Below are 24,753 nucleotides of genomic sequence, written 5' to 3'. Positions count from 1 at the left end.
ATGAGGATCGCTGTGGGGAATCGGTTCAACCGCGCGCCGGACACGTGTCCAGGGGGGGGCCACCGTCCGTGCTCCCTGCGGCTTTCCAACTGCTGAGCTCCGTCGCCGTCCAGTCGCCGGAGACCCTCTTCACGGTGTTCGTGGCTTCCGCAAGTTCCGGGTCGACGCAGCCACAGGCCCGTGGTGGGGCACTTCGGGGACGCTGTCCGGCCGGCCCAACCTCTTCACGTTCTCATCGTGCTTCTGCTTCTGTGTGCAGCACGAGGGACGGCGTGCAGTGGGACGCCGCGGGAGGGATGCAAGACCGTGACGGAGACAACACCGATCGGCTACACACGCACCCGGCCAGCTCCGGCCGGATCACACAGCGGCACCTCGAGGTACTCCGGCCTGCTGAAGCAGGTCAAGGCCCGCGGGTTGCTGGAGCGCCGCACCGGCTACTACTGGACCGTCTTCGCCGTGCTGATCGTGGTGCTGGGGCTTGCGTGGACGGCGTTCGTGATCCTCGGCGCGTCGTGGTGGCAGCTACTCGTCGCCGGCGTGCTGGGCGTGCTGTTCACCCAGTTCGCGTTCCTGTCCCACGAGGCGGCCCACCGGCAGGTGTTCACCTCCAACCAGTGGAACGACCGCAGCGCCCAGTACGCCGGGACGTTCCTTGCCGGGGTGAGCTATTCGTGGTGGATGAACAAGCACACCCGCCACCACGGCAACCCGAACACGGTCGGAAAGGACCCGGACGTGTCCTTCGACGCTCTGTCGTTCCGGGAAGAAGACGCCGCGAAGCGACGCGGGTTCCTTCGCCTGCTGGTCCGGGTGCAGGGGTACGCGTTCTTCCCGCTGCTGCTCCTCGAAGGTGCCAACCTGCACTGGCAGTCCGCGAGGGTCCTCGGCAACATGAAGGAGATCCGGGGACGCCGCATCGAGGCGGCTCTGTTCCTGCTCCGCTTCTGCATCTACCTGGGCGTGGTGTTCTGGTTCCTGCCCGTCGGGATGGCGTTCGCGTTCCTCGGCGTGCAGCTCGCCGTGTTCGGGCTCTACATGGGTGCTTCGTTCGCGCCGAACCACAAGGGGATGCCGCTCATCCCGCACGATCAGAAAGTCGACTTCTTCAGCCGTCAGGTGCTGACTTCCCGCAACATCCGGGGCGGCTGGTTCATGGCCCACTTCATGGGCGGACTGAACTACCAGATCGAGCACCACCTGTTCCCGAACATGCCCCGCCCGCACCTCGCTGCCGCTCGCCAGATGGTCCGGGACTACTGCGCCGAACACGACGTCCCGTACACCGAGACCACGTTGATCGATTCGTACCGGATCGTGGTGGCGTACCTCAACCGCGTCGGGCTCGCGGCCCGGAACCCGTTCGAGTGCCCTCTCGTCGCAGAACGCCGCATCCGATAGCGTTGGCCGGCGTTGTCAGAGCCCCGCTGAGGGATCTGCCATCCAGAGTGCGGACCGCTCGTCGCGAAGGTGACCGGTGGAGGGCCGCGATCCTCGATGTCGCCACAGTTCTCCGCCCCCGAAGGGCACAAGCGGTGCTGCGCGTGTCGGATCGGAGTGCAGAGAGACCCTGCTGAGGCCGGTGCCGTCGATCATTGCTCCACCAGGGGTGGCGCGGACAGGTTCGAGACGTACACTCATCGCAATCGCTTCAGTACCTGGACCCCGCGCTGCAGCCCATCCCGATGGGAGCGCCCATGCTCAGGTCCGATGATGCAATGCAGCACCCGCCGGACGACCTCACCGGCCCGTTCGTCAACTCCCTCCCGGTTGCGGCAGCGGCGATCTCCACCTTCGGGGGGATCTTCGGAACGGCGCTCGTCGCCGCATCCGGCCCGAGCGCTGCAACCGCCGACGAACAGCAGGTCGCACTCGGGGAAGGCCCGGGTTGGTCAGCGCTCCGGGATCGGAGCCCCGTCACCGTGTACGACTTCGCCACTGCCAACGCGGAAGACTGGCCGACGGCCCTCGTGATGTTGCAACGAACGGGCTGGTCGGGGGTGCTGTCCTTCCCCCTCTTCACCAGCTCACTCGACATCGGCGCTGTCACCCTGTACCTGGCTGACACGAAACCGCTCTCATCGGCAGAGATCACCAACGCGACACATCTGGCCGGCCTCACCGCGCAACGGATCCTCGCCGGCGCCGTCCGCGACATGGACACCCGTGCCACCCCTACCGCCGCGTCCGTCACGCACCCGTCCGGGCGACACGTCCAACAAGCGACCGGGATGGTGGCAGCGCAACTCGACGTGTCGGTCGAGAACGCGCTCCTCATCATCCATGCACGTGCGTTCGCGAACGCTCAACCGCTCCACACCCTCGCCGAAGCGATCCTCGACCGCCGCGTCAACCTGCACCACGACGAAGACGACCAGCACCGAACCGGCTGACAACACCCGAAACGCACCCGCCGCGTCGGTACCGCGTTCATCTCCAGGGCAACATGCCTCGTCGCCGATCTGAACGCTCCACGCGGGCTGCTGGCTGTCATCGCCTCTTCTCGGGCGTCGCACACTCACATGTGTCGGCTCCCAGAAGTAGGTGACAACCTGCTGTCCGTTGGCTCGGGCCCTGCGCGGCTCGCTCCATCGAGATGCCGGTCTCGTTCGAACTCAGGACCTGCCTGAAGCGCCTGAGCAGCTACTCGAGGGTGTGCCCCTTCGCCTGTTCCACGCGAACGGCCACGAGCACCCGACTTTCGGTCGCGGCCGTTCGCCACCTCACCTGCAACCGATCGGATCCGCATGGCTCTCTCCAACCTTCCCTACGACGATCGAGCGATCGTGGACGGTGTCAAGAACGTCACCGTCCATGCGGAGCAGATCAGTCAGGTCGCCGTGAACTTCATCGCGGACGATCTCAGTGACAGCACGACCGCTACGGTCACCGCCACGATGACCTGGGTCATCAGCTCAGCTGACGCCGTCCGGCTGCTGGACGCCGCACGGCCGACGGGATCACTCAACCCGGCAGGCGACGCACGGACGCTGACCGGTCCTGCCGCAAGGGAATCCGACCTCGACGAAGGCCCCCAGTGGGCCGACGCCAACTAGCGAACCAGTTCGCTCCACCGGGGCTTCGCTCCAGACGTCTCCGTGCTGCCCGAGCTGGTCCGCAGGCCTGGCGGCTGGCTTCCGAGACGTCACTGCAACCGCGTACCACGACCGGAGAGAAGAACCACATGGGGTACTTGATCTACGACGGCCAAAGCGCCGAGATCCAGATGGACGACCGCACCCTCGCGCACCTCCAGATCGTCATCATCAGCAAGCTGCGCCGTCAGGAGAGCTTCGCGTTCTCCTGGAAGGAACCCGTGTCGAAAGGTGATGGTCGGAGCACCATCTGGATCTTCCCGACCGTGAGCCTCCGTTTCAAGTTCGAAGGCAGCAGGGCCCCGGCTGTCAACGAGGCGTGGCTCGACGTCCTGAAGCGGTCGGTCAACAGCAACGGTGGGCTCCAGATGATCCCTGAACCGACCGGATCAGGGAGTGTTGACGGGCAATGACGCGTCGTCGTGACGCTTACTCGATGGCGTCCTCGTCCTCGTCCTCGACGACGTACTCGTCCTCGAACGCGGGAGACGGATCCGCTGCGTCGAGGGCCTGGGTGACCTGTTCCAGCGACCGGGCGAGGACGTCGTTGTCCTCCTTCGGTAGGTGGTCGATGATCTCGACCACGACCCGGTGGTACCGGGCGTAGGCGTCGTCGATCTTCTCTGCGGCCTGCACGGTCGGCTCCAGCACCTGCGCCCGCCGGTCCGTGGGGTGCTGCGCGCGGACGAAGTCCCCTTTCGCCACGAGTCCGTCGACGATCTTCGTCACCGACGCGTTCGACACGTTGAGCATCACGGCGAGGTCCTTCGGCCCCATGATCCGGCCGTCGCGGTGGGCCTGGAGCATGTACCGGACCGCGTGGAACTCGTTCTTCGTCAGGCCGGATTCCTTCCGGGCCTGCTCGAGCTGTTGCTCTTCCGCGTGCTGGAGGCGCAACAGCGCTTCGACCGCGTTCTTCGCGGCCCGAGAGCGTGGCTCCCGCGCGTAGAGGTGCATGTGCTCACGGCGGACGACGGTCAACGGCACGACGAATCCTCCGAGGAACGGGGTGCGGATCCGACCATGTCAGACGGTGGGTGCGGCGAAGAAGTCCGCGTACGACGGCCCGGTGCTCCCACTCAGCAGCGACGGGTCCTCCGCCCGGCGGGACGCGTACGTCTCGATGACCGTCGGGTCCGTCAGGCCGTAGCGCCGGTGCGCGCCCGCCGTGTGCGTCGTCCGGGGCATTCCCTGGTACGTGCTGTGCATGTTCCTCGCCACCTTCTGCTGCTCGATGCCCGGCCTTCGATGCCCGGACACCAGAATCCTTCACGACCTGAACGGTTTTCGCAACTGAACATTCAGGGACGTGTACCGTTTGCGCACCGAACCATGTGAACGCATGAACGGGATGGCACTGCTGAGGGCAGGAACGCTTCTGATCTGGTTGCCCCGCCGAGTCGCATCGACCCAGCAAGCCGCCTTCGGGTGAGGAGGCCGCCGAGAAAAGGTGGCTGTGCACGCGGCTCCTTCCAGCCTGAGGGGCAACCAGCCGTCCGGCGGCGGGGCGGGCATCTCGATCGCCACAGGGCAGGAGGTCACCGGCCTCGAGGTGTTCAGTGATGCCACCCGCCCGGCAGTACGAACCGGTGGGGGATCGCGATCTCCCTCGCCGCGAGGGAGGGGACTCGCGGGAGGCCGGCACGGCGACGGTGCACCTCTGGATGCTCGACGAGCAGCAGGACCACGACGAGCACGCGATGCGGCGGACGATCTCGAGGATCGGGACGGCCCTCACCGGCACGACGACCACATGACCACGTTCCACCTGGGCCTCGCTCTCGGGCGCTTCATCCCGCCCGTCCCCATCGCCATCGCCATCGCCATCGGCCCGCGCCTCGCCCGACTGGCCACGCGGCCACGCGGACGATCTGCTGTGGCCGACGGGCCTCCCGACCTGATCGTCGAGGACATCGACCTGCCCGCGACCGCTGGCTCACCGGGGATGCGCATCCGCCTGTACCGCCCCCGAACGGCACGCGGTGTCGTGCCGTCGCTGGTCTGGGTGCACGGCGGCCGGATGGTGCTGGGCGACCACCTGCAGGACGAGCGGGCGAACGTGTCGATCGCCCGCCCCTCGGCATCACGGTCGGTACTCCACGAGCGAGACCGGCACGGACTCGGAGGAGCTCGACTTCCTCCGCGTCCGTGCCGTCCAAGTAGCGTTCCCCACCGGAGCCTGACGGTCCCTTCCTCGTGGTGATCGACCGCGCCCGTCCCAGTTGACGGCGGTGACCACGAGCCGGACCGAGCCTGGGTGCCTCGGTCCGGCCGGACCTCCCGTCAGACGGCCTCGGCGAGCACCGCTTCCGCCCGCTCGGCGCTGCCGGTGGCCAGCCCGCGATCGATGCGGCCACGCGACGCGAGCCAGATCCCGACCCCGGCGACGAACACCAGGACCTCGGTGACGGTCAGCGCCCAGATGATGCCGGCGAGCCCGAACCAGAGGTTGCCGAGCAGGACGATCGGGATGAACAGCACGCCCTGCGACAGGGACATCGCGATCGCCGGGGTGGCGAGACCGGCCGCCTGGAACAGCGAGGTGAACAGCCCGGTGAAGCCGTTCACGACCGTGGCGACGAGCTGGGCGACCAGGATCGTCAGGCCGATCGCCAGAACTGAGTGGTCGGAGGAGAAGACCGTGAATACCTGCTCCCGGAACACGAACACCGTGCCCGAGAACAGCAACACGATCGCCCCGACCGTCAGGGCCGACGCCCGGAGTGCCGAGCGCAGCCGCTCCCGGTCGCCCTTGCCGTACGCGTAGGCGAGCAGCGGCAGGACGCCGATCGTGACGCCCATCACCAGGAACTCCGGCACCTGGGCGATCCGGACGGCGACGCCCATAGCGGCGAGTGGGTCGTCGCCGTACTGCGCTGCGAGGTTGTTGAGCACCAGGGTCGTGACGATGAGGAACCCGGCCTGCAGCAGCTCACTGACGCCGATGCCGAACACCGGCCCGAGGACCGATCGACGGAGCGTGAACCAGCGGAGCGAGAGGCTGACGTTCTCGCTGTGCTTCCCGAGCCACAGCACCCAGTAGACGATGCTGACCAGGTTCGCCAGGCCGACCGCGAGCGCGGCTCCCGCGACGCCCCAGTGCAGCACCAGGATGAACAGCACGTCGAAGACCAGGTTGCCGATCGTCGACAGGACCAGCCCGATCATCGCCTGGCGGGCGGCACCTTCGGCGCGGACCATCTGCTCCAGGCAGAACGCGGCGGCGAGCACCGGCACGAAGACGAGCATCACGCTGACGTAGGCGCTGGTGGCGGGCACGGCGGCGGCGTCCGCTCCGAGCAGGCCGACGAGTGGGTTGAGGAACAGCAGCCCGAGCCCGCCGAGCACGATGCCGGTGACGACCGAGCCCCAGACGGCGAACGAGGCGACGTGCTTGATCTCGCCGGCCTTCGCCGGGTCGTGTTCGGACGCGCCGAGCAGCCGCGACATCAGGGAGCTGCCGCCGACGCCGAACACACCGCCGACGGCCATCACCAATCCGAGCAGCGGGGTGCCGAACGTGATGGCGGCGAGCAGGGCGGTGTCGTGCTGGGCGCCGATGAACCCGGCGTTGATGACGTTGTACAGGGCGCTGACGACCATCGCCGCCGCCATCGGCACGCAGAGGTGCACGAGGGCTCGGAGGATCGGGGCGGCGGAGAGGTACCAGCGGTTCTTCTCCGCTGCGGTGTCCGTGGGCTGTGTGGTGCTGCTCATGACTGTCCCCTTCCGGGCAGGACCGAGCGCGCGACGGCAGTGCCGTCACGGCATGGCGATGGGACGCGTCGGCGGGTGCCGTCGCGTGGGCAGGCTCGCGCCTCCGGCGGACGGCCGGGAGGCTCTGCTGCGGTTACCGGGTGGGTTCCGGCAACTCCGCGGTCACCCTGAGCAGGAGGTCGCGGAGCGTGGCGCGCTCGTCCGGACTGAGCGGGGCGAGCAGGCGGTCGTCGAGGGCGAGCATCGCGTCCTCGAACCCGGCGATCAGGTCGATGCCGGTGGGGGTGGCGTACACGAGCTTCGTCCGGGCGTTCCCGGCGTCGGCACGTCGTTCGATGAGGCCCCGTTTCTCGAGCCCCTGCAGGAGGCTCGACACGCTGGCCGCACTGGTCCGGGTCATCTCGGCGATGTCGCGCTGGATGGCGCCCGGGTTCTGCTGCAGGTAGCCGAGCACGAAGCTCTGCTCGTGCGAGAGGTCACGCTCACGCACCCACTCGTCGGCGGCCTTGCGCTGGGCCCACCCGATCCAACGCATGAGCTGGAGGGGCGTGTCGAAGTGCGGTGCCTGCATGATTAGAACTCTAAGTGTTCGAGCTCTAACTGTCAACGAGGAGCCCGGGCCCATGCTGCGATCGGGCAGTGGGGCGACTGGCATGCTGGCCTGGTGCACATCACCCTGGACTCCGCGACCGACGTCGTCACCGGCATCCGCTTCCCCGAGGGGAACCGCTGGCACGAGGGCCGGCTCTGGTACTCGGACATGCACACCGGCGAGGTCTTCTCCATCGACCCGGACGGCGGCGCGGACGCCGCCCCCCGTCTCGAGGCCACGGTCGCCGGGCAGTCGTCCGGCCTCGGCTGGCTGCCGGACGGCCGCCTGGTCGTCAGTTCGATGGAGTCCCGCACGGTCGTGGCTGTCGAGGGTGACGGCACGACGAGCGTCTTCGCGGACCTGTCGTCGGTCGAGTCGTCGCTCGTCAACGACCTGGTCGTCGACCCCGAGACCGGTCGGACCTACATCGGCGCGTTCGGCTACGACCTCTACGCCGGCGAGGAACTCCGCCCGGGCCCGCTCTACGTCATCGAGCAGGACGGTTCGTTCCGCCTGGCGGCAGAGGGTCTGGTCTTCCCGAACAGTGCGAACGTCCTGCCCGGCACCCGCACCCTGGTGGTCAGTGAGACGTGGGGTGGAAAGCTGACGGCGTTCGACATCGAGCCCGACGGGTCCCTGACCGGGCGCCGCGAGTGGGCAGCGCTGCCCGAGGGTGTCACCCCGGACGGCAGCACGGTCGACGCCGAGGGGGCGATCTGGGTGTGCTCGGTCGACACGGGGGAGTTCCTCCGGGTCGTCGAGGGGGGCGAGGTCACGGACCGCATCGACGCTCCCGGTCGGTGTGCGATCGACTGCGCCCTCGGTGGCGAGGACGGGCGGACGCTGTACCTGGCGACGGCGGACAGCTACGACCCGGCGACCACGGCCCGGACGCACGCCGGACGCATCAGTGCGGTGCGGGTTCCGGTGCCCGGGCACTAGTCACCCTCGACCAACGACGTGCTCCGGCGTACGATGGCTCTGGTTAATCGTTTAAACAAACGATCGGCCGTCCACCGAACAACGACGCTCGGAAGGAACCACCATGCACATCAGGTCCATCTCCAGGAGGCGGCGCATGGTCGCCGCCACCCTCGGAGCGCTCGCTCTCGTCACCGGGAGCCTCTTCGCCGCGACCGCTGGCGCCGGCAGTGCTGCCGCCGCCACCAACGGCCCGTGCGACACCTACGCCGGCGCGGGCACGTCGTGCGTCGCCGCCTACAGCTCGACGCGAGCGCTGTACGCGTCCTACAACGGCCCGCTCTACCAGGTGCAGCGCGCCTCCGACGGGGCCACGACGAACGTCGGCCTGCTCGCCGCTGGCGGGTACGCGAACGCCGCGACCCAGGACACGTTCTGCGCGGGCACCTCCTGCACCATCCCGAAGATCTACGACCAGTCGCCGAACCACAACGACCTCACCGTGGCCGGCGCCGGGGACGCCGGCCCGGCGAACCACGCGGCCGACGCGGCAGCGCTGCCGATCACGGTCGCCGGGCACAAGGCGTACGGCGTCTTCATGCCGCAGCAGGTCGCCTACCGGATCTCGAGCACGGTGGCGAAGGGCACGGCGCGAGGGGCCAGCCCCGAGTCGATGTACGAGGTCGCGAGCGGCACGAACGTCAATCACGGCTGCTGCTCCGACTTCGGCAACGTCGAGACCCAGTCGAAGGACACCGGCAAGGGGCACATGGACGCCCTGAACCTGTCGATGCTCAACGGCAAGGGCAGTGCCGGCCGCGGGCCCTGGGTGCAGGCGGACCTGGAGAACGGCGTCTACGAGGGCAAGACCGCGATCAACACGGCGAACACGGGCAACAGCTCGAAGTTCGTCACCGCGTTGCTCAAGAACGACGGCGTCGCGAACTTCGCCCTCAAGGGAGGGAACGCGCAGTCCGGCGCCCTGTCCAAGTGGTACGAGGGCGCCCTACCCACCGACCGGGACGGCGACGGCCAGGGCTACACCCCGATGAAGCTCGAGGGCTCGATCGTCCTCGGTGCCGGCGGTGACAACTCGAACCGCGGCACCCAGTCGTTCTTCGAGGGCGTCATGACCACCGGGTACTCGACCGACGCGGCCGACACCGCCGTGCAGGCGAACATCGTCGCGCAGAACTACCAGGGCGTCTCCACCGGTGGGGGACCGGGCGCTGCGATCACCGCGCCCGGTGGCAAGTGTGTCGACGCCGCCGGCGACGACGTCGGTGGCAACGGAGCCGTCGTGCAGCTGTACGACTGCCAGACGCTCGCCGCGGACCAGCACTGGTTGGGCAGCGTCTACGGTGCTCACACCCTGAGCACGCTCGGGCGCTGCCTCGATGCGAACGGCAACGGCACGGCCAACGGCACCCACGTCGAGCTCTACGACTGCAACGGCGTCGGCGGCCAGCAGTGGATCGTGCAGCCGGACGGGTCGATCAAGAACCCGCAGTCCGGTCGCTGCCTGGACGTCCCGTCGGGCAACACCGCGAACGCCACCGCACTGCAGCTCTCCGACTGCACCGGGAACGCCGCGCAGAAGTTCGTCGCGGCGGTGCCGATCGGCACCATCGGCGGCAAGTGCGTCGACGTGGCCGGCAACGACCTGCAACAGAACGGCCAGCAGGTGCAGGTGTTCGACTGCCAGACCATCCTGACGGACGAGCAGACGACCGACCAGCAGTGGGCCTACAGTGCCGGTGACCACACCATCCGGACCCTCGGCCGGTGCCTGGACCTGGACGGCAACGCCACCGCGAACGGCACGCACCTGGAGCTGTACACGTGCAACGGCGTGGGCGGGCAGCAGTGGATCCCGCAGGCCAACGGGTCGGTGCTCAACCCGCAGTCCGGCCGGTGCCTCGACGTACCGTCGGGCAACACCGCGAACGGGACCGCCCTGCAGCTCTACGACTGCAACGGCGCGGCACCGCAGGTGTTCCGGCTGAACTGACCGGGACCGGTCGCGGACGACCGCGGACGGGAGGCTCGGTGCCGGTCCGGCACCGAGCCTCCCGTCTCGGCCCATGTGGCTCCGCAGAAAATGGCGGAAGGGCTTGCTTCATCGATTAAGCAGGTGCAGGATGGCAGCAGAGTTAATCGATAAAGCGCCGGCTTCGGCCGCGCTCACGACGAGGAGGCGACACCATGCCGAAGTCCGTCACCCTGAAGGACGTCGCCGCGAAGGTCGGCGTCACCTCGGCCGCCGCGAGCATGGCGCTCTCCGGCCACGAGCGCATCAGCGAGAAGACCCGAGCCGCCGTCAAGCAGGCCGCCGAGGACCTGGGCTACGTCCCGAGCTCCGCCGGCCGCGCCCTCCGCAGCCAGCGGGCGGACGCCGTCGCCCTGGTCGTCCCGAACTCCTCCGCGCACGTCTTCGGCCACCTGTACTTCATGCACGTCCTGACCGGCATGTCCACGGCTGCGAACGCCCACGACGCCCAGGTCATCGTCTCGACCAACGCGGACACCTCGAACGGCGGCGTCGCCTACGAGCGGGTCATGCGCTCCCGGACCGCCGACGGAGCCATCGTCACCAGCGCCGCGATCGACGACCACCACGTCGAGGGGCTCGTCGCGAGCGGTCTGCCGGTCGTCCTCATCGGCAACTACCCACACCTCGCCGACGCGGTGAGTGTCGGGATCGACGACGTCGCGGCGACCGAGCGGCTCGTCGAGCACCTCGTGACCCAGCACGGACGGCGTCGACTGCTGCACGTGTCCGGCACACTCGACCACCAGACCGGCATCGACCGGCGCGACGGCTTCCTCCGGGCAGCCGAGACGCACGGCCTGACCGAGATCGCCGTCATCGAGGGCGACCTGGCGGAGGAGTCCGGCGCAGCAGCCGTCGAGCAGGTGCTGCGCGAACGACACGACGACGACGCCTTCCCGTTCGACGGCATCGTGTTCGCCAACGACGACATGGCGGTCGGCGGCCTCGCCGTGCTCCGACGGGCCGGCATCGACGTGCCGGGGGACGTCGCGGTCGTCGGGTTCGACGACTTCGGCTTCGCCCGCGTGACCACCCCGGGCATCACCACGATCCGGGTCCCGGCCGAGGAGATGGGGCGGATCGCCACCGAGCGGCTCTTCGACCTCGTCGACCGGCGCCCCGGTGGCCACGCCCACACCGAACTCGACGTCGAGATCGTCCTCCGCGGCTCGTGCGGCTGCGACCCCGACGGCTCCTGATCCGCCGACCCCCACTGACCAGAACGACACCGAACACGAACACCGAGCACAACACCCCGAACACCCCGAACACCCGCACCACCCCACAGCACCCGTAACGCAAAGGAGCGTTCCCCGATGAAGCACGCACGCACGACCCTCGCGGTCGTCTCCGGTGCCGCCGCACTGGCACTGGTCCTCACCGGTTGTTCCGCCGGCGGCAACGCCGCCCAGGACGGCCCCGCCACCCTCAAGGTCTGGACCGGGTTCACCGGTGGCGACCGTCCGGGCTACGCCACCATCGTCAAGGACTTCGAGAAGTCGCACCCGGACATCAAGGTCGAGATGACCGTGCAGCCCTGGGACACGATCCAGCAGAAGCTGCCGTCGGCCTGGCTCACCGGTCAGGGCCCCGACGTCGCCGCGGTGTCGTCCGACCCGAACGCCGTCGCTCAGTACGTGAAGACCCGCTCCGTCCTGCCCATCACCGCCACCGGCGAGGGCAGCGGCAAGATCAACACCGGGTCGTTCGCCCCGGGCACGGTCGAGGAGTTCACCTACGACGGCAAGCTCTACGGCGTCCCCGCGAACTTCGCCACGTTGAGCCTGTACTACAACAAGAAGCTCTTCGCGGACGCCGGCATCACCGACCCGCCGAAGACCGTGCAGGAGATGGCGGCGGACGCGAAGAAGCTCACCACCGGCGGCAAGTACGGCATCGCACTCGCAGACAACCAGACCATCCAGATGTGGCCGGTTCTGCAGTGGCTCGAAGGCGGCGACATCGTCAGCGGCAAGGGCTGCAGCGTCGTCCAGACGTCAGCCGGGCAGAAGAGCCTGTCGACCTGGGCGGACCTGGTCGCGAAGGACAAGGTCAGCCCCGTCGGCCTCACCGGTGCCGAAGCGGACTCGCTGTTCTCCGCCGGCAAGGCAGCGATGGAGATCAACGGGCCCTGGGCAGCCTCCGGGTACAAGGACGCCGGCATCGACCTCGGCATCGTGAAGGTCCCGGTCGGCGTGGACGGCAAGTCGAGCACGCTCGGCTCGATCGCACCCCTGTCCATCTCCGCGAAGACGAAGTACCCGAAGCAGGCGCAGGAGTTCTTGGCGTACTGGACGTCGAAGACCGCCCAGCAGAAGTTCTCGCTGCAGACCGGGTTCCCGCCGCTCCGCACCGACCTGTCCGACGACCCGAAGCTGACCGCCGACCCGACGGTGTCCGTCTTCGCCAGCCAGGTGCCGGACGCCCGCCTGTACCTGCCGCACGTGACGAACGCGACGAAGGTCGACTCCGACGCCTACGTCCCGCTCATCGGCGAGATCACCCGCGGCAAGTCCGTCGCCGACGCCACGAAGAGTGCCGGTCAGGCGATCGACGGCCTCACGGGCTGCAGCAAGTGACCGACCAGCTCACCGGTTCGGCCCCGCCACGCGCCCCGCGCGGCGGGGCCGCCGCCCCAGATGGGAGGGAGGCCCGCTCCGCCCGCCGCCGAGCGCGCCGGTTCCAGCCGGCCTGGCTCTTCATGGCCCCGTCGCTGCTCATCCTCGGCGCGTTCGTGGTCTTCCCGATCCTCCGGTCGCTGTACTACTCGTTCTTCGACTGGACCGTCGGTGCGGCGACCCAACCGTTCGTCGGCTTCGGCAACTACGTCACGCTGTTCCACGACGGGCAGTTCTGGAACGCACTGCGGATCACGCTGGAGTTCACGATCGTCTCGGTCGTGCTCCTGGTGGTGTTCGGCTTCGTCGCCGCGCTGCTGCTCCAGCAGGACACCCTGGCGAACCGGATCGTCCGCTCGGTGTTCTTCTTCCCGACGATCGTGTCACTCGTGACGATCGGCCTGGTCTGGAAGTTCCTGCTCGACCCCGACATCGGCCTGGTCGGTGGCATCACCGCGGCACTCGGGCTGCCGAGCGTCGCCTGGCTGCAGTCGACGACGCTCGCTCTGCCCACGATCGTCTTCGTGTCGGTGTGGAAGAGCATCGGGTTCGCGATGATCCTGTTCGTCGCCGGGCTCAAGGGCGTGCCGGCCGAACGCTACGAAGCGGCACGGCTCGACGGCGCGAACACGTGGCAGACCATCTGGGGGATCACCCTGCCGAGCATCCGCCCGACCATGCTCTTCACCTCGATGATCCTGACGATCCAGTCGTTCCAGGTCTTCGACCTCGTGTACGTGATGACCGGCGGCGGTCCGGTCTTCCACACCGACACGCTCGTGAACCTGCTCTACCGCGACGGGTTCGTCAACTACCAGACCGGCTACGCGTCGGCGATCTCCTGGGTCCTCTTCGTGATCATCATGCTCATCTCCCTCCTGCAGCTCCGGCTCTTCCGGTACGACGATGTCGACTGACGCGCGCGTGGGGCGGCCGTCCGTGACGGAGCCGACCCGTGCCTCCAGTCCGACACCGGCCCGACAGTCCACCAGCCGTGGCGGAGCCCGACCCCGGGTCCGGCGCACCGACACCGCGCGAACCGGGTCCGTCCTGAAGTGGGTGTACCTCGGCATCGGACTGGTGTTCGCCCTCGTGCCGTTCATCTGGATGGTCAGCGGGTCGTTCCGCTCCGAGGCGGACCTGTTCGGCCACCCGGCCAGCCTGTTCCCGACCAGCACCACGCTGCACGGCTACGGCGGGGTCTGGCAGCAGCTGCCGTTCCTGCGCCTGCTGGCGAACTCGTTCGTGTTCACCATCGTCACCACGGTGTTGACGCTGCTGTTCGACTCGATGTGTGCCTACGCCCTCGCGCGGATGCGGTTCGTCGGCCGGAACGTGGCGTTCGTGCTGGTCATCGCGACCCTCATGGTGCCGTTCCAGGTGACGCTCATCCCGGTGTTCGTAGAGCTGTTCCACCTGGGGTGGTTGAACACCTACCAGGGGCTCATCATCCCGCGGGCGACCAGTGCGTTCGGCATCTTCCTGTTCCGACAGTTCTTCATCGACATCCCCGTCGAGCTCGACGAGGCGGCGCGCATCGACGGCGCCGGGCACTGGCGGATCTACTGGCAGGTCATCCTGCCGTTGGCGAAGCCCGCCATCGCGACGGTCGCCGTCCTCAACGGCATGGCGCTCTGGAACGACCTGCTCTGGCCGCTCGTCGTCACCACGTCGAACGACATGCTGACGCTGCCCGCCGGACTGACACTGTTCGGCGGAGCACATGTGACCGACCACGCCGTCCTGCTCGCCGGTGCCGTGATCTCGCTCGTGCCCATCGCGCTCGGCTTCTTCTTCGCGCAGAAGTACTTCGTCGCCGGCGTCGCCACCACGGGGTTGAAGTGAGTGCCGCGGGCACGGTGTTCCGTGCCGGGACGTTCACCTGGATCGCGGGCATCGAGGACACCTGCGTGCACCCGCCGGAACGCTTCGCGATGGCGCCGCTCGACGAGCACGAGCTCACCGGACACGACACCGCCTGGCGCGCGGACCTGGACCTCGTCTGCTCCCTCGGCGCGACCGCCCTGCGGTACGGGGTCGACTGGCCACGTGTGCACCTGGCACCGGGTGTCTTCGACTGGGCCGTCCTCGACGAACGGCTGGCGTACGCGGCGGACATCGGGCTCACCGTGATCGCGGACCTGGTGCACTACGGCACCCCGACGTGGCTCGACGACTCGTTCGCCGACCCCGCCTACCCCGGGGCGATCGCGTCCTTCGCCGGTGCCTTCGCCGCCCGCTACGCCGGCGTCGTCGATCACGTCACACCCCTCAACGAGCCGATCACCACGGCGTCCTTCGCGGGCCTCCGCGGGGTGTGGCCGCCGGCCCTGACGGGCTGGGACGGCTGGACGGCGGTGGTCCTCGGCATCGCCCGCGGCATGCAGCAGAGCGTCACTGCAGTCCGGTCCGCCAACCCCGACGCGACGATCGTCCACGTCGAAGCCACCTCGATGTTCAGCGCCGCCGACCCCGGGCTCGGAGCCGAGGCGGCGCTCCTCACCGAACTCGGGACGGTCCCGACCGACCTGGTGCTCGGCCGCGTCGACCCCGGCCACCGTTCGTACGGCTGGCTGCTCGAGCACGGAGCCACCCCGGCCGGCCTCGCCGCGCTGGTCGACGGCGGCGTCACGCTGGACCTGCTCGGGGTGAACTACTACCCGGACCTCTCACCGCGACGGCTCGAGTCCGGGCCGGACGGCACCGTGCAACACGCCCACGACCGGTGGACAGCTGGACTCGTCGAGTCACTGACGGGCTTCGCCGAGCGGTACGGGCTGCCGATGCTCGTCACCGAGACCTCGATCGAGGGTGATGACGACCTCCGCTCCCGGTGGGTGCAGGACTCCTCCGCTGCGGTCACGGCGCTCGCCGACACCGGGGTCGACATCCGCGGATGGACGTGGTGGCCGGTCTTCGACTTCGTCGACTGGTCGTACGCCTCGGGCGGGGTGAACGTCGAGGAGTTCGCGGTGGCACCCGAGGTCCTGGCCGCCCGCCAGCTGGTCGGGGGAGCGAAGGAGCCGTTCCTCCGACGGATGGGACTGGTCCGGCTCGAGGAGCGGGCGGACGGCACGCTCGAGCGCGTCGAGACGCGTGCTGCGGCGGCGTTCCGTGCCGTCGCGACGGCGACGAGCGTCAGCCGTCCCTAGCCGGGGGCGGACGGGAGGCTCGGCACGCGACGGTTCCGAGCCTCCCGTCCGGCTCCTGGTTCCCGTCCGGCACCGCGCCGGCCGGGACCGCGCCGGCCGGGACCCGGTCAGTCCGCCGCTGCGGTCGCGACCGGTGCGGTCGCGGGTGCGGCGGCGACCTCGGGCACGGCGCTCGACCGTCGCGAGCCGAGCGACAGGAGCACGACCGCGCCGATGACCGCGACGGCACCGGCGAACCAGAAGTCGGCGGCGAGCCCGAAGCCCGTCACGGCCACGCCCCCGACCACGGAGCCGGCCGCGATCGCCAACTGGATGGTCGTGACGAACAGGGCCAGACCGCTCTCCGAACCACCGGGGGACGCGGTCGACATCCACGTCTGGGTCCCGAGCGGCAGGGCGCCCCAGACGAAGCCCCACACGACGAGCAGGGCGAACACCCCGACGACCGAGTGCGCCGCGAGGGGCAGCAGGACGACGGCTGCGGCCAGGACGATCTTCGACACCCCGATCGTGCCGATGACGTTCCGGCTCAGCGTCACGCCCGAGACGAAGTTCCCCGCGATGCCGGCGACACCGAACACGAGCAGCGCCAGCGTGACGGTGTCCGGGCCGACGCGCACGGACTCCTGCAGGTACGGCGCCACGTAGGTGTACGCGGCGAACTGGGCGACGAAGAGGAACGCCGTCGCGATGAGCCCGACCCGGGCGCGCTGCACCCGGAGCAGGCCGCCGAGCGTCGCGAAGCGCACCCGCTGGACCGACGGGATGCGCGGCAGCATCGCGAGCTGCAGCACGAGTGCGACGATGCCGAGCGCGCCGCCGATGACGAACGCCAGCCGCCAACTCGCGAGCGACGACACGAAGGCGCCGAGCGGCAGGCTCACCACCGTCGCGACCGAGACCCCGGCCGTGATCAGCGACGTGGCTCGGATGACGGACGCTGGCGGGACGAGGCGGCCCGCGATCCCGGCCCCGATCGCCCAGAACCCGCCGATGCCGACCCCGAGCAGCATGCGTGCGACGAGGAGGACCCAGAACGTCGGGGCCAGTGCCGCCAGCGCGTCCGCGACCACGAGCAGGACCGTCAGACCGAGCAGCACGGTCCGACGATCCAGTCGCGACGTGGCGACGGTCACGACCGGGGCGGCGACCGCGCCGGTGAGGCCCGTGAAGACGACCATGAGGCCGGCCGTGCCGATGCCGACGTGCAGGTCGTCGGCGATGGCGGGCAGGAGCCCGATGGGCAGGAACTCCGAGAGCACGAGGACGAACGAGCCGAGGGCGACCGACAGGACGCTGAGCCATCCGCGTCGATCCGCTGGTGAGGTCATGGACGCGACAAGCGCGCTCCGGCGCCGTCCATTCCGGTGTGACGGTCGCTGCCCGTTCGTACCCCCCGAGACGCGCTCGGCTGCGGCGGGCCTCCCGGACGCCAGCGGCCGAGGTGGGCAGGATGGAAGGCCGGGACAGGGGGAGAACATGACGGGTCCAGCAGCGCCGTGGCCGGACGAGGAGCACGTGGGGGCGAGGGCGGCAGAGCCGTCGACGGGGCCGGGTGCGGGCTCGTGGGTGTTCGCGACGATCGTCCTGGCCTTCGTGCTGGCCCTCGCGCGTCGGGATCTGCGGCGGCATGTCGTGTCGGAGGCCGACGCGGACAAACGCGCCGACGCGTGTCCGGAGGTCGGGGCGTGACCCGACCTGCTCGACCCGGGCAGCCCGGGCGGCGGCCCGCTCGTCGTCGACGTCCTCGCCGACCGGCGGAGCCGCTCACCTGGCGTCGGTTCGGAGCCGGGGTGTGGCAGCTCCTGCCGAACCTGCTGGTGTACTTCGGCGCGCTGGGCCTGTTCGTCACGGTGTTCGGACTCGGTCCGGCGGTCGCGGCGCACGACCAGAACGTGGAACTCCATCGCATGGGCGTGCGCGCCACCGCCGAGGTGGTGAGCGTCCGGAAGCAACACCACCACGGTCGGCACAGCAGCTGGGACGAGTGGATCCCGACCACACAGCAGACCGTCGACGGGTGGAGCAGCACCACCGAGCTCGAGCGGTACTCGTCGCGCGACGAGGACGCCTTCCACCGCGGACAGCGGTTCGCGGTGCTCGTCGACCCGGGCGATCGCGACTCCGTGGTGCCGGCGTCGAACGCTGCGCGTGATCGGAAGACCCGCGCGCTGCACCGGTCGGTGGGGGTGGCGATCGGCACCGTGGTCTTCCTGGGCGTCGGCGTGCCGGTGGTGGTGCACCGTCGGCGGCACGACCCGAAGCTGCGGCGGCGTCGGGAGAAGGCGGCTCGGCAGAAGGCGCGTGCGCGTGCGACGCGGGAGAAGGCCCGTCGGGGCTGAGCTCGGACCGGGCTGAGCTCGGACCGGGCTGCGCTCGGACCGGGCTGCGCTCGGACCGGGCTGCGCGCGGGCAGGTCAGTGCTGCCGCGAGGACCTCACCCGCCGAACGCCGAGATCTCCTCCAGCAGCGGTTCGTGCATGGCCCGTCGGAGCACCGCGGCTCCGGCGAACACGGTGACGCGCTCGTCCTCCCCGATGCCGGCGAGGAGCTCGACGATCTCGACGCGACGGCGCTGCATGACGTCGGCGACCAGCGCGCGACCCTGATCCGTGGCGCCGACGAGCACCTCGCGGCGGCTCTCAGCGCTCGGCAGTCGTTCGACCCAGCCGTCGGCGACGAGCCGGTCGACGTTGCGGGTGAGGGTGGACGGCCCGACCGCCAGCCGTTCGGCCAGGTCGCCGGAGCGGGTCGGGCCGAGGGTGGTGACGAGGACGATCAGGCGGAACTGCGGAACCGTGACGTCCTCGAGCGTCGGAGCCAGGGACCGTGCGACGACTCCGAGAAGTCCTCGCGAGGCTGCGAGCAGTTCGTCGATCCCCTCGGGAGGTGCATCAGACATGCGACCATCCTGCCGCCCGCGACGGCCCGGACGCACATCCGCGTGGAGCAGAGATGCCGCGGAGGCACCGAGACGCCGCCGCGATGCCGCCGAGGTCCCCGGCGTCTCGGTGGTTCGGGGGCGTCCCGCAGTGACGCCGGCGTCCGGGCGGCCCCGGTGGCCCGGCGGCCCGGTCGTCCGCATGGCGCTGACTTCCGGCGCAGTTCACCCGGCCGCCTCCGACGTCACGTAGCGTCCCGCCCAAGAAGAGAGTTCGTCTCGCGTCCCGCAGTCCGCGGGTGGTCGCAGGCCCCGTCTTCCGGAGCCGGACATCGCCAGCGGAGGGTGGGCGCCGTGAACAGGGAGCACGCCATGACGAAGTACGAATCGAACCACGACGTGGAGCCGCTCCGCGTCACCACCTACCGATACGCCCGCAAGGCCGCTCGGCGCGGCTGGGCGATCCCGGCGGACCTGCCCGTCCCGTCCTTGGACGACCTCTGGCGCACCGGCACCACGGAGCGCGTCCGCCGACGGTGACCGACCGCCGACGGTGACCGACCGCCTGCGTCCTCGACGTCATCCGTGACGGCCGGGAGCCTGCGCCACTTCGGTCAGGGTGCCACCGGTCCGCGGATCGCCGTGAGCACCACGTCGAGCGCCCGGTCGAGTTCCGGCAGCGTCACCGCTCCGTACCCGAGCACCACTCCGTGGCCGAGCGCAATCCCGTAGCCGAGCGCCGCCCCGGGGCCGAACCGCTCGGTCTCGTAGTCCGCGAGGTCGGCCACGAGGACCCCTGCCGCAGCTGCCTGCGCTGCCACGTCCGCGCCGGACGGAACGGCCGCACCAGCGCCGGTCGCAGGCGCACCGGCCTCCGGAGCCGGCCACGTCAGGACCGCGTGCAGCCCACCGGTCAGGGCACGAGCCTCCAGGCCGGGGACCCCGCTGTCCGTCAGCCGGAGCGCGATCCGCTCACGGCGGTGCGTGTAGTCCCGCCGGACCCGGCCGAGGTGCCGCCGGTACGCGCCGGTCCGGAGCAGGTGTGCGATCGCGACCTGCACCGGCTCCGCCACGACCGGACCACGCGCCGTCCGCGCGGCGAGGACCGCATCACGGAGTGAACCGGCCCTGCCTGGCAGCACGACGTAGGCGCACCGCAACCGCGGGTCGAGGGTCTTCGAGAACCCGCCGAGGTGCACGACCACCCCCTCGGTGTCGAGCGCCGCGAGCGCCGGAACGGGTGTGCCGCGGTGTCTGAGCTCGGAGTCGTAGTCGTCCTCGACGACGACCGTCCCCGTCACGGCGGCCCGCGTGAGGAGTGCCCGCCGGTGACCGACCGGCATCACGGACCCGAGCGGGTACTGGTGCGTCGGCGAGACGACGACCGCGTCGGCCGAGGTCGTCGCGAGGACCGCCAGGTCGATGCCGTCCGGTCCGACCGGCACGGCGACGAGTTCCGCGCCTGCACTCGTCAGCGCGCGGTGGCCGGAGCGGTAGCCGGGGTCCTCGACCGCGATTCGCGGGGCACGACCGAGCCGGGACCGGAGTGCCTCGACGAGCAGCGAGAGCGCCTCCGAGGTCCCCGCTGCGACCACGACGTCGGACACCGGCGGGCTGAAGCCGCGCGCCAGACCGAGCTGCGCGACGACCTGCTCCCGCAGGGCGGGGAGGCCCAGCGGGTTCGACAGTTCGTTGCGCAGCGGTGCCTCGGCTGCCGCCCGCCATGCCGCCCGCCAGTCGCGCGCGCTGATCGCGGTGACGGCGGGGATCCCCGGCCGGCAGTCCAGCGCCGGCCCCGGCCGGGAGGCACGGTGCACGTCCGTCCCGCCGCCGACCCGGGGAACCGGATCCACATCGGACGCCTCCGGCCGCGTCCCCGCGCCGGAGGCCGCGCCCCCGACCACCCGCGCCGCGGCCCCGTGACGCGTCCGGATGTAGCCCTCGCCGTCGAGCTGCTCGTACGCCGCGACCACGGTCCCGCGCGCCACCCCGAGTTCGGCCGCCAGGGCACGAGTGGACGGCAGCGGGTCGTCGGCGCCGAGCGTCCCGTCATGGACCAGCCGTCGGACCCGGGCGACGACGGCTGCCACCTTGCTCGACTGGTCCATTCGAACTGCCCCGATCTGGTCTACGTGCTGATCCAGTCCCGACCCTAGCGTCGAGGCGTGCCCACCGACGACGCCCTGCCCTCCCTGACCATCCGACGCCTCCGCGACCGCCAGCAGACCGACCCCGAGGTCCTCCGCCAGGTCCTCGCCGAGGGCTTCGTCGCCCACGTCGGCCTGGTCCGCGACGGCTTCCCGATCGTGCTGCCCTTCCTCTACGGCGTCGGCGACCTCGGTGCCGGACCGGTCCTGCTGCTGCACGGCTCGACCGGCGGCGGACTCTTCCTCGACGCCGGGGCCGAAGGGGTCCCCGTCTCGGCGACGATCACCCACGTCGACGGCATCGTCTTCGCCCGCTCGACCTTCGACAGCTCGGCGAACTACCGCAGCGCGATGGTGGTCGGACGGGCGACCGTGGTGCCGGCCGAGCTCCGGGCGGACGCGCTCCGCCAGGTGTCCGACCACCTCATGCCGGGTCGTCGGGCGGAACTGCGCGAGATGACCGCGAAGGAGGTCCGCCAGACCCAGGTCCTGCAACTCCCGCTCGACGCCGCCAGCGTCAAGGTTCGCGCCGCCGGCGTGGGGGAGTCACCCGACGACGGCGAGGACCACCGCACCTGGGCCGGCGTCCTGCCCGTCGCACTCCGGGCGGGGGCACCGGTGCCCGGCGCGCTCGCCGCGGACGCGGCAACCCCGGTCGATGCCTCCGTGGTCGCGCTCGCCGCACGACTCGACGCGCTCGCCGAGGGACGGGAGGCCCGGCTCGCCTCCGCATGACGAGTTCCGCCAGCGAGACGCGTCGGGCCGACGAGACGTGTCGGTCCGGGGAACCTGTGACGGACCGCAGGTTCGCGGCCCGGTTCCCCAGGCGAGATCAGGTTCGTGACCAATACGTTATCTTCCCGAGTCGCCGCTCGGACCGGGCGGCTCGGACCCGGAAGGAACCATGGGACGCCACGCTCTGCCCGCACTCGACGACGACCGTCGAGCCGCACCCGTCCCGACCTCCACACCCGGACCGCGCACCCGCGGCCGCCGCTCCGCAGCGGGTCCGGCCGTCGCCCGCTCCACCTTCGTCGAGCACCAGCGCCCGGCCCGCGTGGTCGCGCTCGCTCCCGCCCGAGCCGTGCAGCCGACGACGAACGCGTTCGTCTCGCGGAACGCCGCACTCCGTGCCGAGCGCGTCGCCGACCCGCGCCACGTCCGCCGCGCCGCGAACGCCAAGCGTGCCGCGCTGCTCCTCGCCCCGGCGCTCGCGATCACCTCGACCCTGTCGCTGTCGATCCCGGCGGAGGCGGCGACGGCCGTCCCCGCTCCGGCGACCACCACCACGTCGCAGGACCTGCAGACCTACACGGTCGCCCACGACGTCCAGGTGCCGATCGTGTCCTCGGACGGTGTGACGACCACCTCGATCGTGTCGTACCCGACCCTGGTGCTCCGCTTCGGCGTGACCGAGACCCAGGCGAAGTCGGCACTGTCGGCTGCGCTCTCGGCCGGCGGCGACCGCGCCACCGTGCTCCAGACGGCACTGCAGTACCTCGGCGACCCCTACGTCGAGGGCGGTGCCAGCCACTCGGGCATCGACTGCTCCGGGCTGACGATGGTGGCGTACCAGGCCGTCGGTATCCAGCTCGCCCACTACGTCCCGACACAGGACGCCGTCGCGACGACGGTGCCCGAGTCCGAGGCGCTGCCGGGCGACATGGTGGTCTACGACGACGAGGACCACGTCGGCCTGTACCTCGGCCAGGGGCTCGTGCTCCAGGCACCGCACCCGGGCGAGGTCGTCGACATCGTCCCGATGTACCCGGCCGCGCACCACTTCAGCCGGCTCCTGCCCGCCGGTTCCTGAGCGGCGACCACCCCCTCCCCTGACCAGGACACGGACCCCGGGGGCGGCGACCACCTGACGGGCCGGACCGGCGCGCTCGAGGGGTTGCGGGCCTCCCGTAAGCTGGAGTGATGGCCACCGACACCCGCACACCGTTCGAGGAGCAGCGCTCTGCCCGCCCGCAGGTGCGCCCGCGCACCGAAGGATGGCAGCAGGCGACCGGGACCGACGGTCGACCGCTGCTGCAGTTCGCGTCCCCGAAGCGGGGCAAGCCGCCGGTGCACCTGGCGGACCTGACGGTGGCGGAGCGCGAAGCCAAGGTGAAGGAGCTCGGGCTGCCCGGGTTCCGCGCCAAGCAGCTCGCGACCCACTACTTCACGCACTACACGTCCGACCCGGCGAAGATGACCGACCTGCCGGCGGCCCAGCGCGAGGAACTCGTCGCCGGGATGCTGCCGCCCCTGCTGACCGAGACCCGTCGTCTCGAGACCGACAAGGGCGACACGATCAAGTTCCTCTGGAAGCTGCACGACGGCGCCCTGGTCGAGTCGGTGCTCATGCGCTACCCCGGTCGCATCACCCTCTGCGTCTCGTCCCAGGCCGGCTGTGGCATGAACTGCCCGTTCTGCGCGACCGGACAGGCCGGCCTCACCCGGAACATGTCGACGGCCGAGATCATCGAGCAGATCGTCCGCGCGAACGCCGCCATCGCCGCCGGGGAACTCGGGGGAGACCCGCGCAAGGGCGGGCAGGACCGTGTCGACGCCGAGCGCGTGACGAACATCGTGTTCATGGGCATGGGGGAGCCGCTCGCGAACTACAAGCGCGTGATGGACGCCGTGCGGATCATGGTCGCTCCGCAGCCGAACGGCCTGGGCATGAGTGCCCGCGGCATCACGATCTCGACTGTGGGGCTGGTGCCTGCGATGCTGAAGCTCGCAGAAGAGGACATCCCCGTGACCTTCGCGCTCTCGCTGCACGCACCCGACGACGAACTCCGCGACGAGCTCATCCCGGTGAACTCGAAGTGGAAGGCGGACGAGGCGATCGACGCCGCCCACAACTACTACGTCAAGACCGGCCGGCGAGTGTCGATCGAGTACGCGCTCATCAAGGACATGAACGACCACGCCTGGCGAGCCGACCTGCTGGCGGAGAAGCTCAACAAGCGTGGCAAGGGCTGGGTGCACGTCAACCCGATCCCGCTGAACCCGACGCCCGGCTCCGTGTGGACCTCGTCCGAGGTCCACGTGCAGGACGAGTTCGTCCGCCGACTCAACGCCGCCGGCATCCCGACGACCCTCCGCGACACCCGCGGCAAGGAGATCGACGGCGCCTGCGGGCAGTTGGCCGCGGCCGACTGACGGTCCGTTCTCGATGCCGGTCGCCATGGCGACGGGTCTGCCAGGAGGCGCGGTGCGAGTTCGCACCGCGCCTTCCGGCGTTCCTGGGGGCGCGTGCCCACGACCCCGCGTAGAACGCGACACGCCCGGGCGTCGGGCTGGCTTGGCGCTGCCGTTCACCCGTGCGTAAAGTAATCACTCGTTGCCGCTGAGGCGGAGAACGGAACGGCCGAGACACTGACCGGGTCACTGACCTGGAAGATGCAGTCCGGCCCCGTGCTTCCCCGGGCAACGAACCAGCCTCTCTGGCGTGACATCGTGTTGGTGTTGTGTGGGGAGTGCGTCTGGTCCTTGAGAACTCAACAGCGTGCACATTGTCAATGCCAATTTTATTGACCTCGTGCTCGATCGGTTTCGGCTGGTCGGGTCATGAAGCAATTCC

The 24,753-nt window shown here is 70.1% G+C and carries 26 protein-coding genes; 19 read left to right on the top strand and 7 right to left on the bottom strand.

Annotated elements, in window-relative coordinates; genetic code table 11:
* The first annotated feature begins 306 nt into the window (after window positions 1-306).
* The 4 genes from DEJ31_RS12970 (at window position 307) to DEJ31_RS12955 (ending at window position 3,508) form a co-directional block, all read left to right on the top strand.
* On the top strand, window positions 307-1,401 hold the full coding sequence (locus tag DEJ31_RS12970; protein WP_258366298.1) for an acyl-CoA desaturase: 1,095 nt from the start codon (window positions 307-309) through the stop codon (window positions 1,399-1,401).
* 317 nt (window positions 1,402-1,718) lie between these two features.
* On the top strand, window positions 1,719-2,393 hold the full coding sequence (locus DEJ31_RS12965; protein WP_111122070.1) for a GAF and ANTAR domain-containing protein: 675 nt from the start codon (window positions 1,719-1,721) through the stop codon (window positions 2,391-2,393).
* 354 nt (window positions 2,394-2,747) lie between these two features.
* The gene (locus DEJ31_RS12960) at window positions 2,748-3,056 is read left to right on the top strand and encodes a hypothetical protein (RefSeq protein WP_110905207.1); all 309 of its coding nucleotides are present in this window, start codon (window positions 2,748-2,750) and stop codon (window positions 3,054-3,056) included.
* Window positions 3,057-3,184: 128 nt separating this feature from the next.
* Window positions 3,185-3,508, top strand: coding sequence for an ATP-dependent DNA ligase (locus tag DEJ31_RS12955; protein WP_111045078.1), 324 nt, complete (start codon window positions 3,185-3,187; stop codon window positions 3,506-3,508).
* Window positions 3,509-3,524: 16 nt separating this feature from the next.
* Here the strand turns inward: DEJ31_RS12955 and DEJ31_RS12950 are convergent, their stop codons facing one another.
* Window positions 3,525-4,082: a MarR family winged helix-turn-helix transcriptional regulator gene (locus DEJ31_RS12950; RefSeq protein WP_111045079.1), complete on the bottom strand. Its 558-nt coding sequence runs from the start codon at window positions 4,080-4,082 to the stop codon at window positions 3,525-3,527.
* A gap of 39 nt (window positions 4,083-4,121) precedes the next feature.
* Entirely contained in the window at window positions 4,122-4,355 is a 234-nt protein-coding gene (locus DEJ31_RS16930) for a hypothetical protein (protein WP_111045080.1), read from the bottom strand.
* A gap of 302 nt (window positions 4,356-4,657) precedes the next feature.
* Here DEJ31_RS16930 and DEJ31_RS12945 point away from each other — a divergent pair, with 302 nt between their 5' ends.
* On the top strand, window positions 4,658-4,852 hold the full coding sequence (locus tag DEJ31_RS12945; protein WP_111045081.1) for a hypothetical protein: 195 nt from the start codon (window positions 4,658-4,660) through the stop codon (window positions 4,850-4,852).
* A complete protein-coding gene (locus DEJ31_RS12940) occupies window positions 4,849-5,298 on the top strand; it encodes a hypothetical protein (RefSeq protein WP_111122069.1) in 450 nt (149 codons plus the stop codon). The genes DEJ31_RS12945 and DEJ31_RS12940 overlap by 4 nt, the downstream gene beginning before the upstream one ends.
* 80 nt (window positions 5,299-5,378) lie before the next feature.
* Here the strand turns inward: DEJ31_RS12940 and DEJ31_RS12935 are convergent, their stop codons facing one another.
* Both DEJ31_RS12935 and DEJ31_RS12930 read right to left on the bottom strand, forming a co-directional pair.
* Window positions 5,379-6,812 carry an MATE family efflux transporter gene (locus DEJ31_RS12935; protein ID WP_110905202.1) on the bottom strand — a complete coding sequence of 478 codons (1,434 nt, stop codon included), beginning with the start codon at window positions 6,810-6,812 and terminating at the stop codon, window positions 5,379-5,381.
* Between the two features lie 133 nt (window positions 6,813-6,945).
* Window positions 6,946-7,383 carry a MarR family winged helix-turn-helix transcriptional regulator gene (locus DEJ31_RS12930; RefSeq protein ID WP_220033229.1) on the bottom strand — a complete coding sequence of 146 codons (438 nt, stop codon included), beginning with the start codon at window positions 7,381-7,383 and terminating at the stop codon, window positions 6,946-6,948.
* A gap of 93 nt (window positions 7,384-7,476) precedes the next feature.
* On the opposite strand from DEJ31_RS12930, the gene DEJ31_RS12925 reads away from it, so the two are divergent.
* The 7 genes from DEJ31_RS12925 to DEJ31_RS12895 all read left to right on the top strand — a co-directional run bounded on the left by DEJ31_RS12925 (window position 7,477) and on the right by DEJ31_RS12895 (window position 16,148).
* On the top strand, window positions 7,477-8,346 hold the full coding sequence (locus DEJ31_RS12925; protein WP_181427456.1) for an SMP-30/gluconolactonase/LRE family protein: 870 nt from the start codon (window positions 7,477-7,479) through the stop codon (window positions 8,344-8,346).
* Between the two features lie 103 nt (window positions 8,347-8,449).
* On the top strand, window positions 8,450-10,336 hold the full coding sequence (locus DEJ31_RS12920; RefSeq protein WP_111122067.1) for an arabinofuranosidase catalytic domain-containing protein: 1,887 nt from the start codon (window positions 8,450-8,452) through the stop codon (window positions 10,334-10,336).
* Between the two features lie 194 nt (window positions 10,337-10,530).
* The gene (locus DEJ31_RS12915) at window positions 10,531-11,577 is read left to right on the top strand and encodes a LacI family DNA-binding transcriptional regulator (protein WP_111045086.1); all 1,047 of its coding nucleotides are present in this window, start codon (window positions 10,531-10,533) and stop codon (window positions 11,575-11,577) included.
* Between the two features lie 117 nt (window positions 11,578-11,694).
* A complete protein-coding gene (locus DEJ31_RS12910) occupies window positions 11,695-12,957 on the top strand; it encodes an ABC transporter substrate-binding protein (protein WP_111045087.1) in 1,263 nt (420 codons plus the stop codon).
* Window positions 12,954-13,913, top strand: a complete 960-nt coding sequence (locus tag DEJ31_RS12905) for a carbohydrate ABC transporter permease (RefSeq protein WP_220033231.1) — start codon at window positions 12,954-12,956, stop codon at window positions 13,911-13,913. Before DEJ31_RS12910 ends, DEJ31_RS12905 begins: the two co-directional genes overlap by 4 nt.
* On the top strand, window positions 13,903-14,841 hold the full coding sequence (locus tag DEJ31_RS12900) for a carbohydrate ABC transporter permease (RefSeq protein WP_220034872.1): 939 nt from the start codon (window positions 13,903-13,905) through the stop codon (window positions 14,839-14,841). Before DEJ31_RS12905 ends, DEJ31_RS12900 begins: the two co-directional genes overlap by 11 nt.
* Window positions 14,838-16,148, top strand: a complete 1,311-nt coding sequence (locus tag DEJ31_RS12895; RefSeq protein ID WP_111122066.1) for a family 1 glycosylhydrolase — start codon at window positions 14,838-14,840, stop codon at window positions 16,146-16,148. The genes DEJ31_RS12900 and DEJ31_RS12895 overlap by 4 nt, the downstream gene beginning before the upstream one ends.
* 107 nt (window positions 16,149-16,255) lie before the next feature.
* On the opposite strand, the gene DEJ31_RS12890 is transcribed toward DEJ31_RS12895, so the two are convergent.
* Window positions 16,256-17,479 carry an MFS transporter gene (locus tag DEJ31_RS12890; protein ID WP_111122065.1) on the bottom strand — a complete coding sequence of 408 codons (1,224 nt, stop codon included), beginning with the start codon at window positions 17,477-17,479 and terminating at the stop codon, window positions 16,256-16,258.
* Window positions 17,480-17,717: 238 nt separating this feature from the next.
* On the opposite strand from DEJ31_RS12890, the gene DEJ31_RS17625 reads away from it, so the two are divergent.
* On the top strand, window positions 17,718-17,840 hold the full coding sequence (locus DEJ31_RS17625; RefSeq protein ID WP_258366297.1) for a hypothetical protein: 123 nt from the start codon (window positions 17,718-17,720) through the stop codon (window positions 17,838-17,840).
* Between the two features lie 101 nt (window positions 17,841-17,941).
* The gene (locus tag DEJ31_RS12880; RefSeq protein WP_111122063.1) at window positions 17,942-18,490 is read left to right on the top strand and encodes a hypothetical protein; all 549 of its coding nucleotides are present in this window, start codon (window positions 17,942-17,944) and stop codon (window positions 18,488-18,490) included.
* 95 nt (window positions 18,491-18,585) lie between these two features.
* Here the strand turns inward: DEJ31_RS12880 and DEJ31_RS12875 are convergent, their stop codons facing one another.
* Window positions 18,586-19,050 (bottom strand): MarR family winged helix-turn-helix transcriptional regulator, encoded by a 465-nt coding sequence (locus DEJ31_RS12875; protein WP_181433527.1) that lies wholly within the window; start codon window positions 19,048-19,050, stop codon window positions 18,586-18,588.
* Window positions 19,051-19,401: 351 nt separating this feature from the next.
* Between DEJ31_RS12875 and DEJ31_RS17275 the strand changes: the two genes are divergently transcribed.
* The gene (locus DEJ31_RS17275) at window positions 19,402-19,569 is read left to right on the top strand and encodes a hypothetical protein (protein ID WP_181421711.1); all 168 of its coding nucleotides are present in this window, start codon (window positions 19,402-19,404) and stop codon (window positions 19,567-19,569) included.
* A 74-nt stretch (window positions 19,570-19,643) separates the two neighbouring features.
* On the opposite strand, the gene DEJ31_RS12865 is transcribed toward DEJ31_RS17275, so the two are convergent.
* Window positions 19,644-21,137, bottom strand: a complete 1,494-nt coding sequence (locus DEJ31_RS12865) for a PLP-dependent aminotransferase family protein (protein ID WP_111122061.1) — start codon at window positions 21,135-21,137, stop codon at window positions 19,644-19,646.
* 57 nt (window positions 21,138-21,194) lie between these two features.
* Here DEJ31_RS12865 and DEJ31_RS12860 point away from each other — a divergent pair, with 57 nt between their 5' ends.
* The 3 genes from DEJ31_RS12860 to rlmN all read left to right on the top strand — a co-directional run bounded on the left by DEJ31_RS12860 (window position 21,195) and on the right by rlmN (window position 24,332).
* Complete coding sequence (locus tag DEJ31_RS12860) at window positions 21,195-21,911, top strand: pyridoxamine 5'-phosphate oxidase family protein (RefSeq protein WP_111122060.1); 717 nt, start codon at window positions 21,195-21,197, stop codon at window positions 21,909-21,911.
* 169 nt (window positions 21,912-22,080) lie between these two features.
* A complete protein-coding gene (locus tag DEJ31_RS12855; protein WP_110905193.1) occupies window positions 22,081-22,989 on the top strand; it encodes a C40 family peptidase in 909 nt (302 codons plus the stop codon).
* Between the two features lie 110 nt (window positions 22,990-23,099).
* Window positions 23,100-24,332, top strand: coding sequence for a 23S rRNA (adenine(2503)-C(2))-methyltransferase RlmN (rlmN, locus tag DEJ31_RS12850; protein ID WP_110905192.1), 1,233 nt, complete (start codon window positions 23,100-23,102; stop codon window positions 24,330-24,332).
* The last annotated feature ends 421 nt before the right edge of the window (window positions 24,333-24,753 follow it).

This window comes from Curtobacterium sp. MCPF17_031, assembly GCF_003234035.1.
Lineage (GTDB): Bacteria > Actinomycetota > Actinomycetes > Actinomycetales > Microbacteriaceae > Curtobacterium.
Note: the sequence above shows the minus strand (reverse complement) of the source record. Positions and strands in the feature narration are given on the sequence as shown.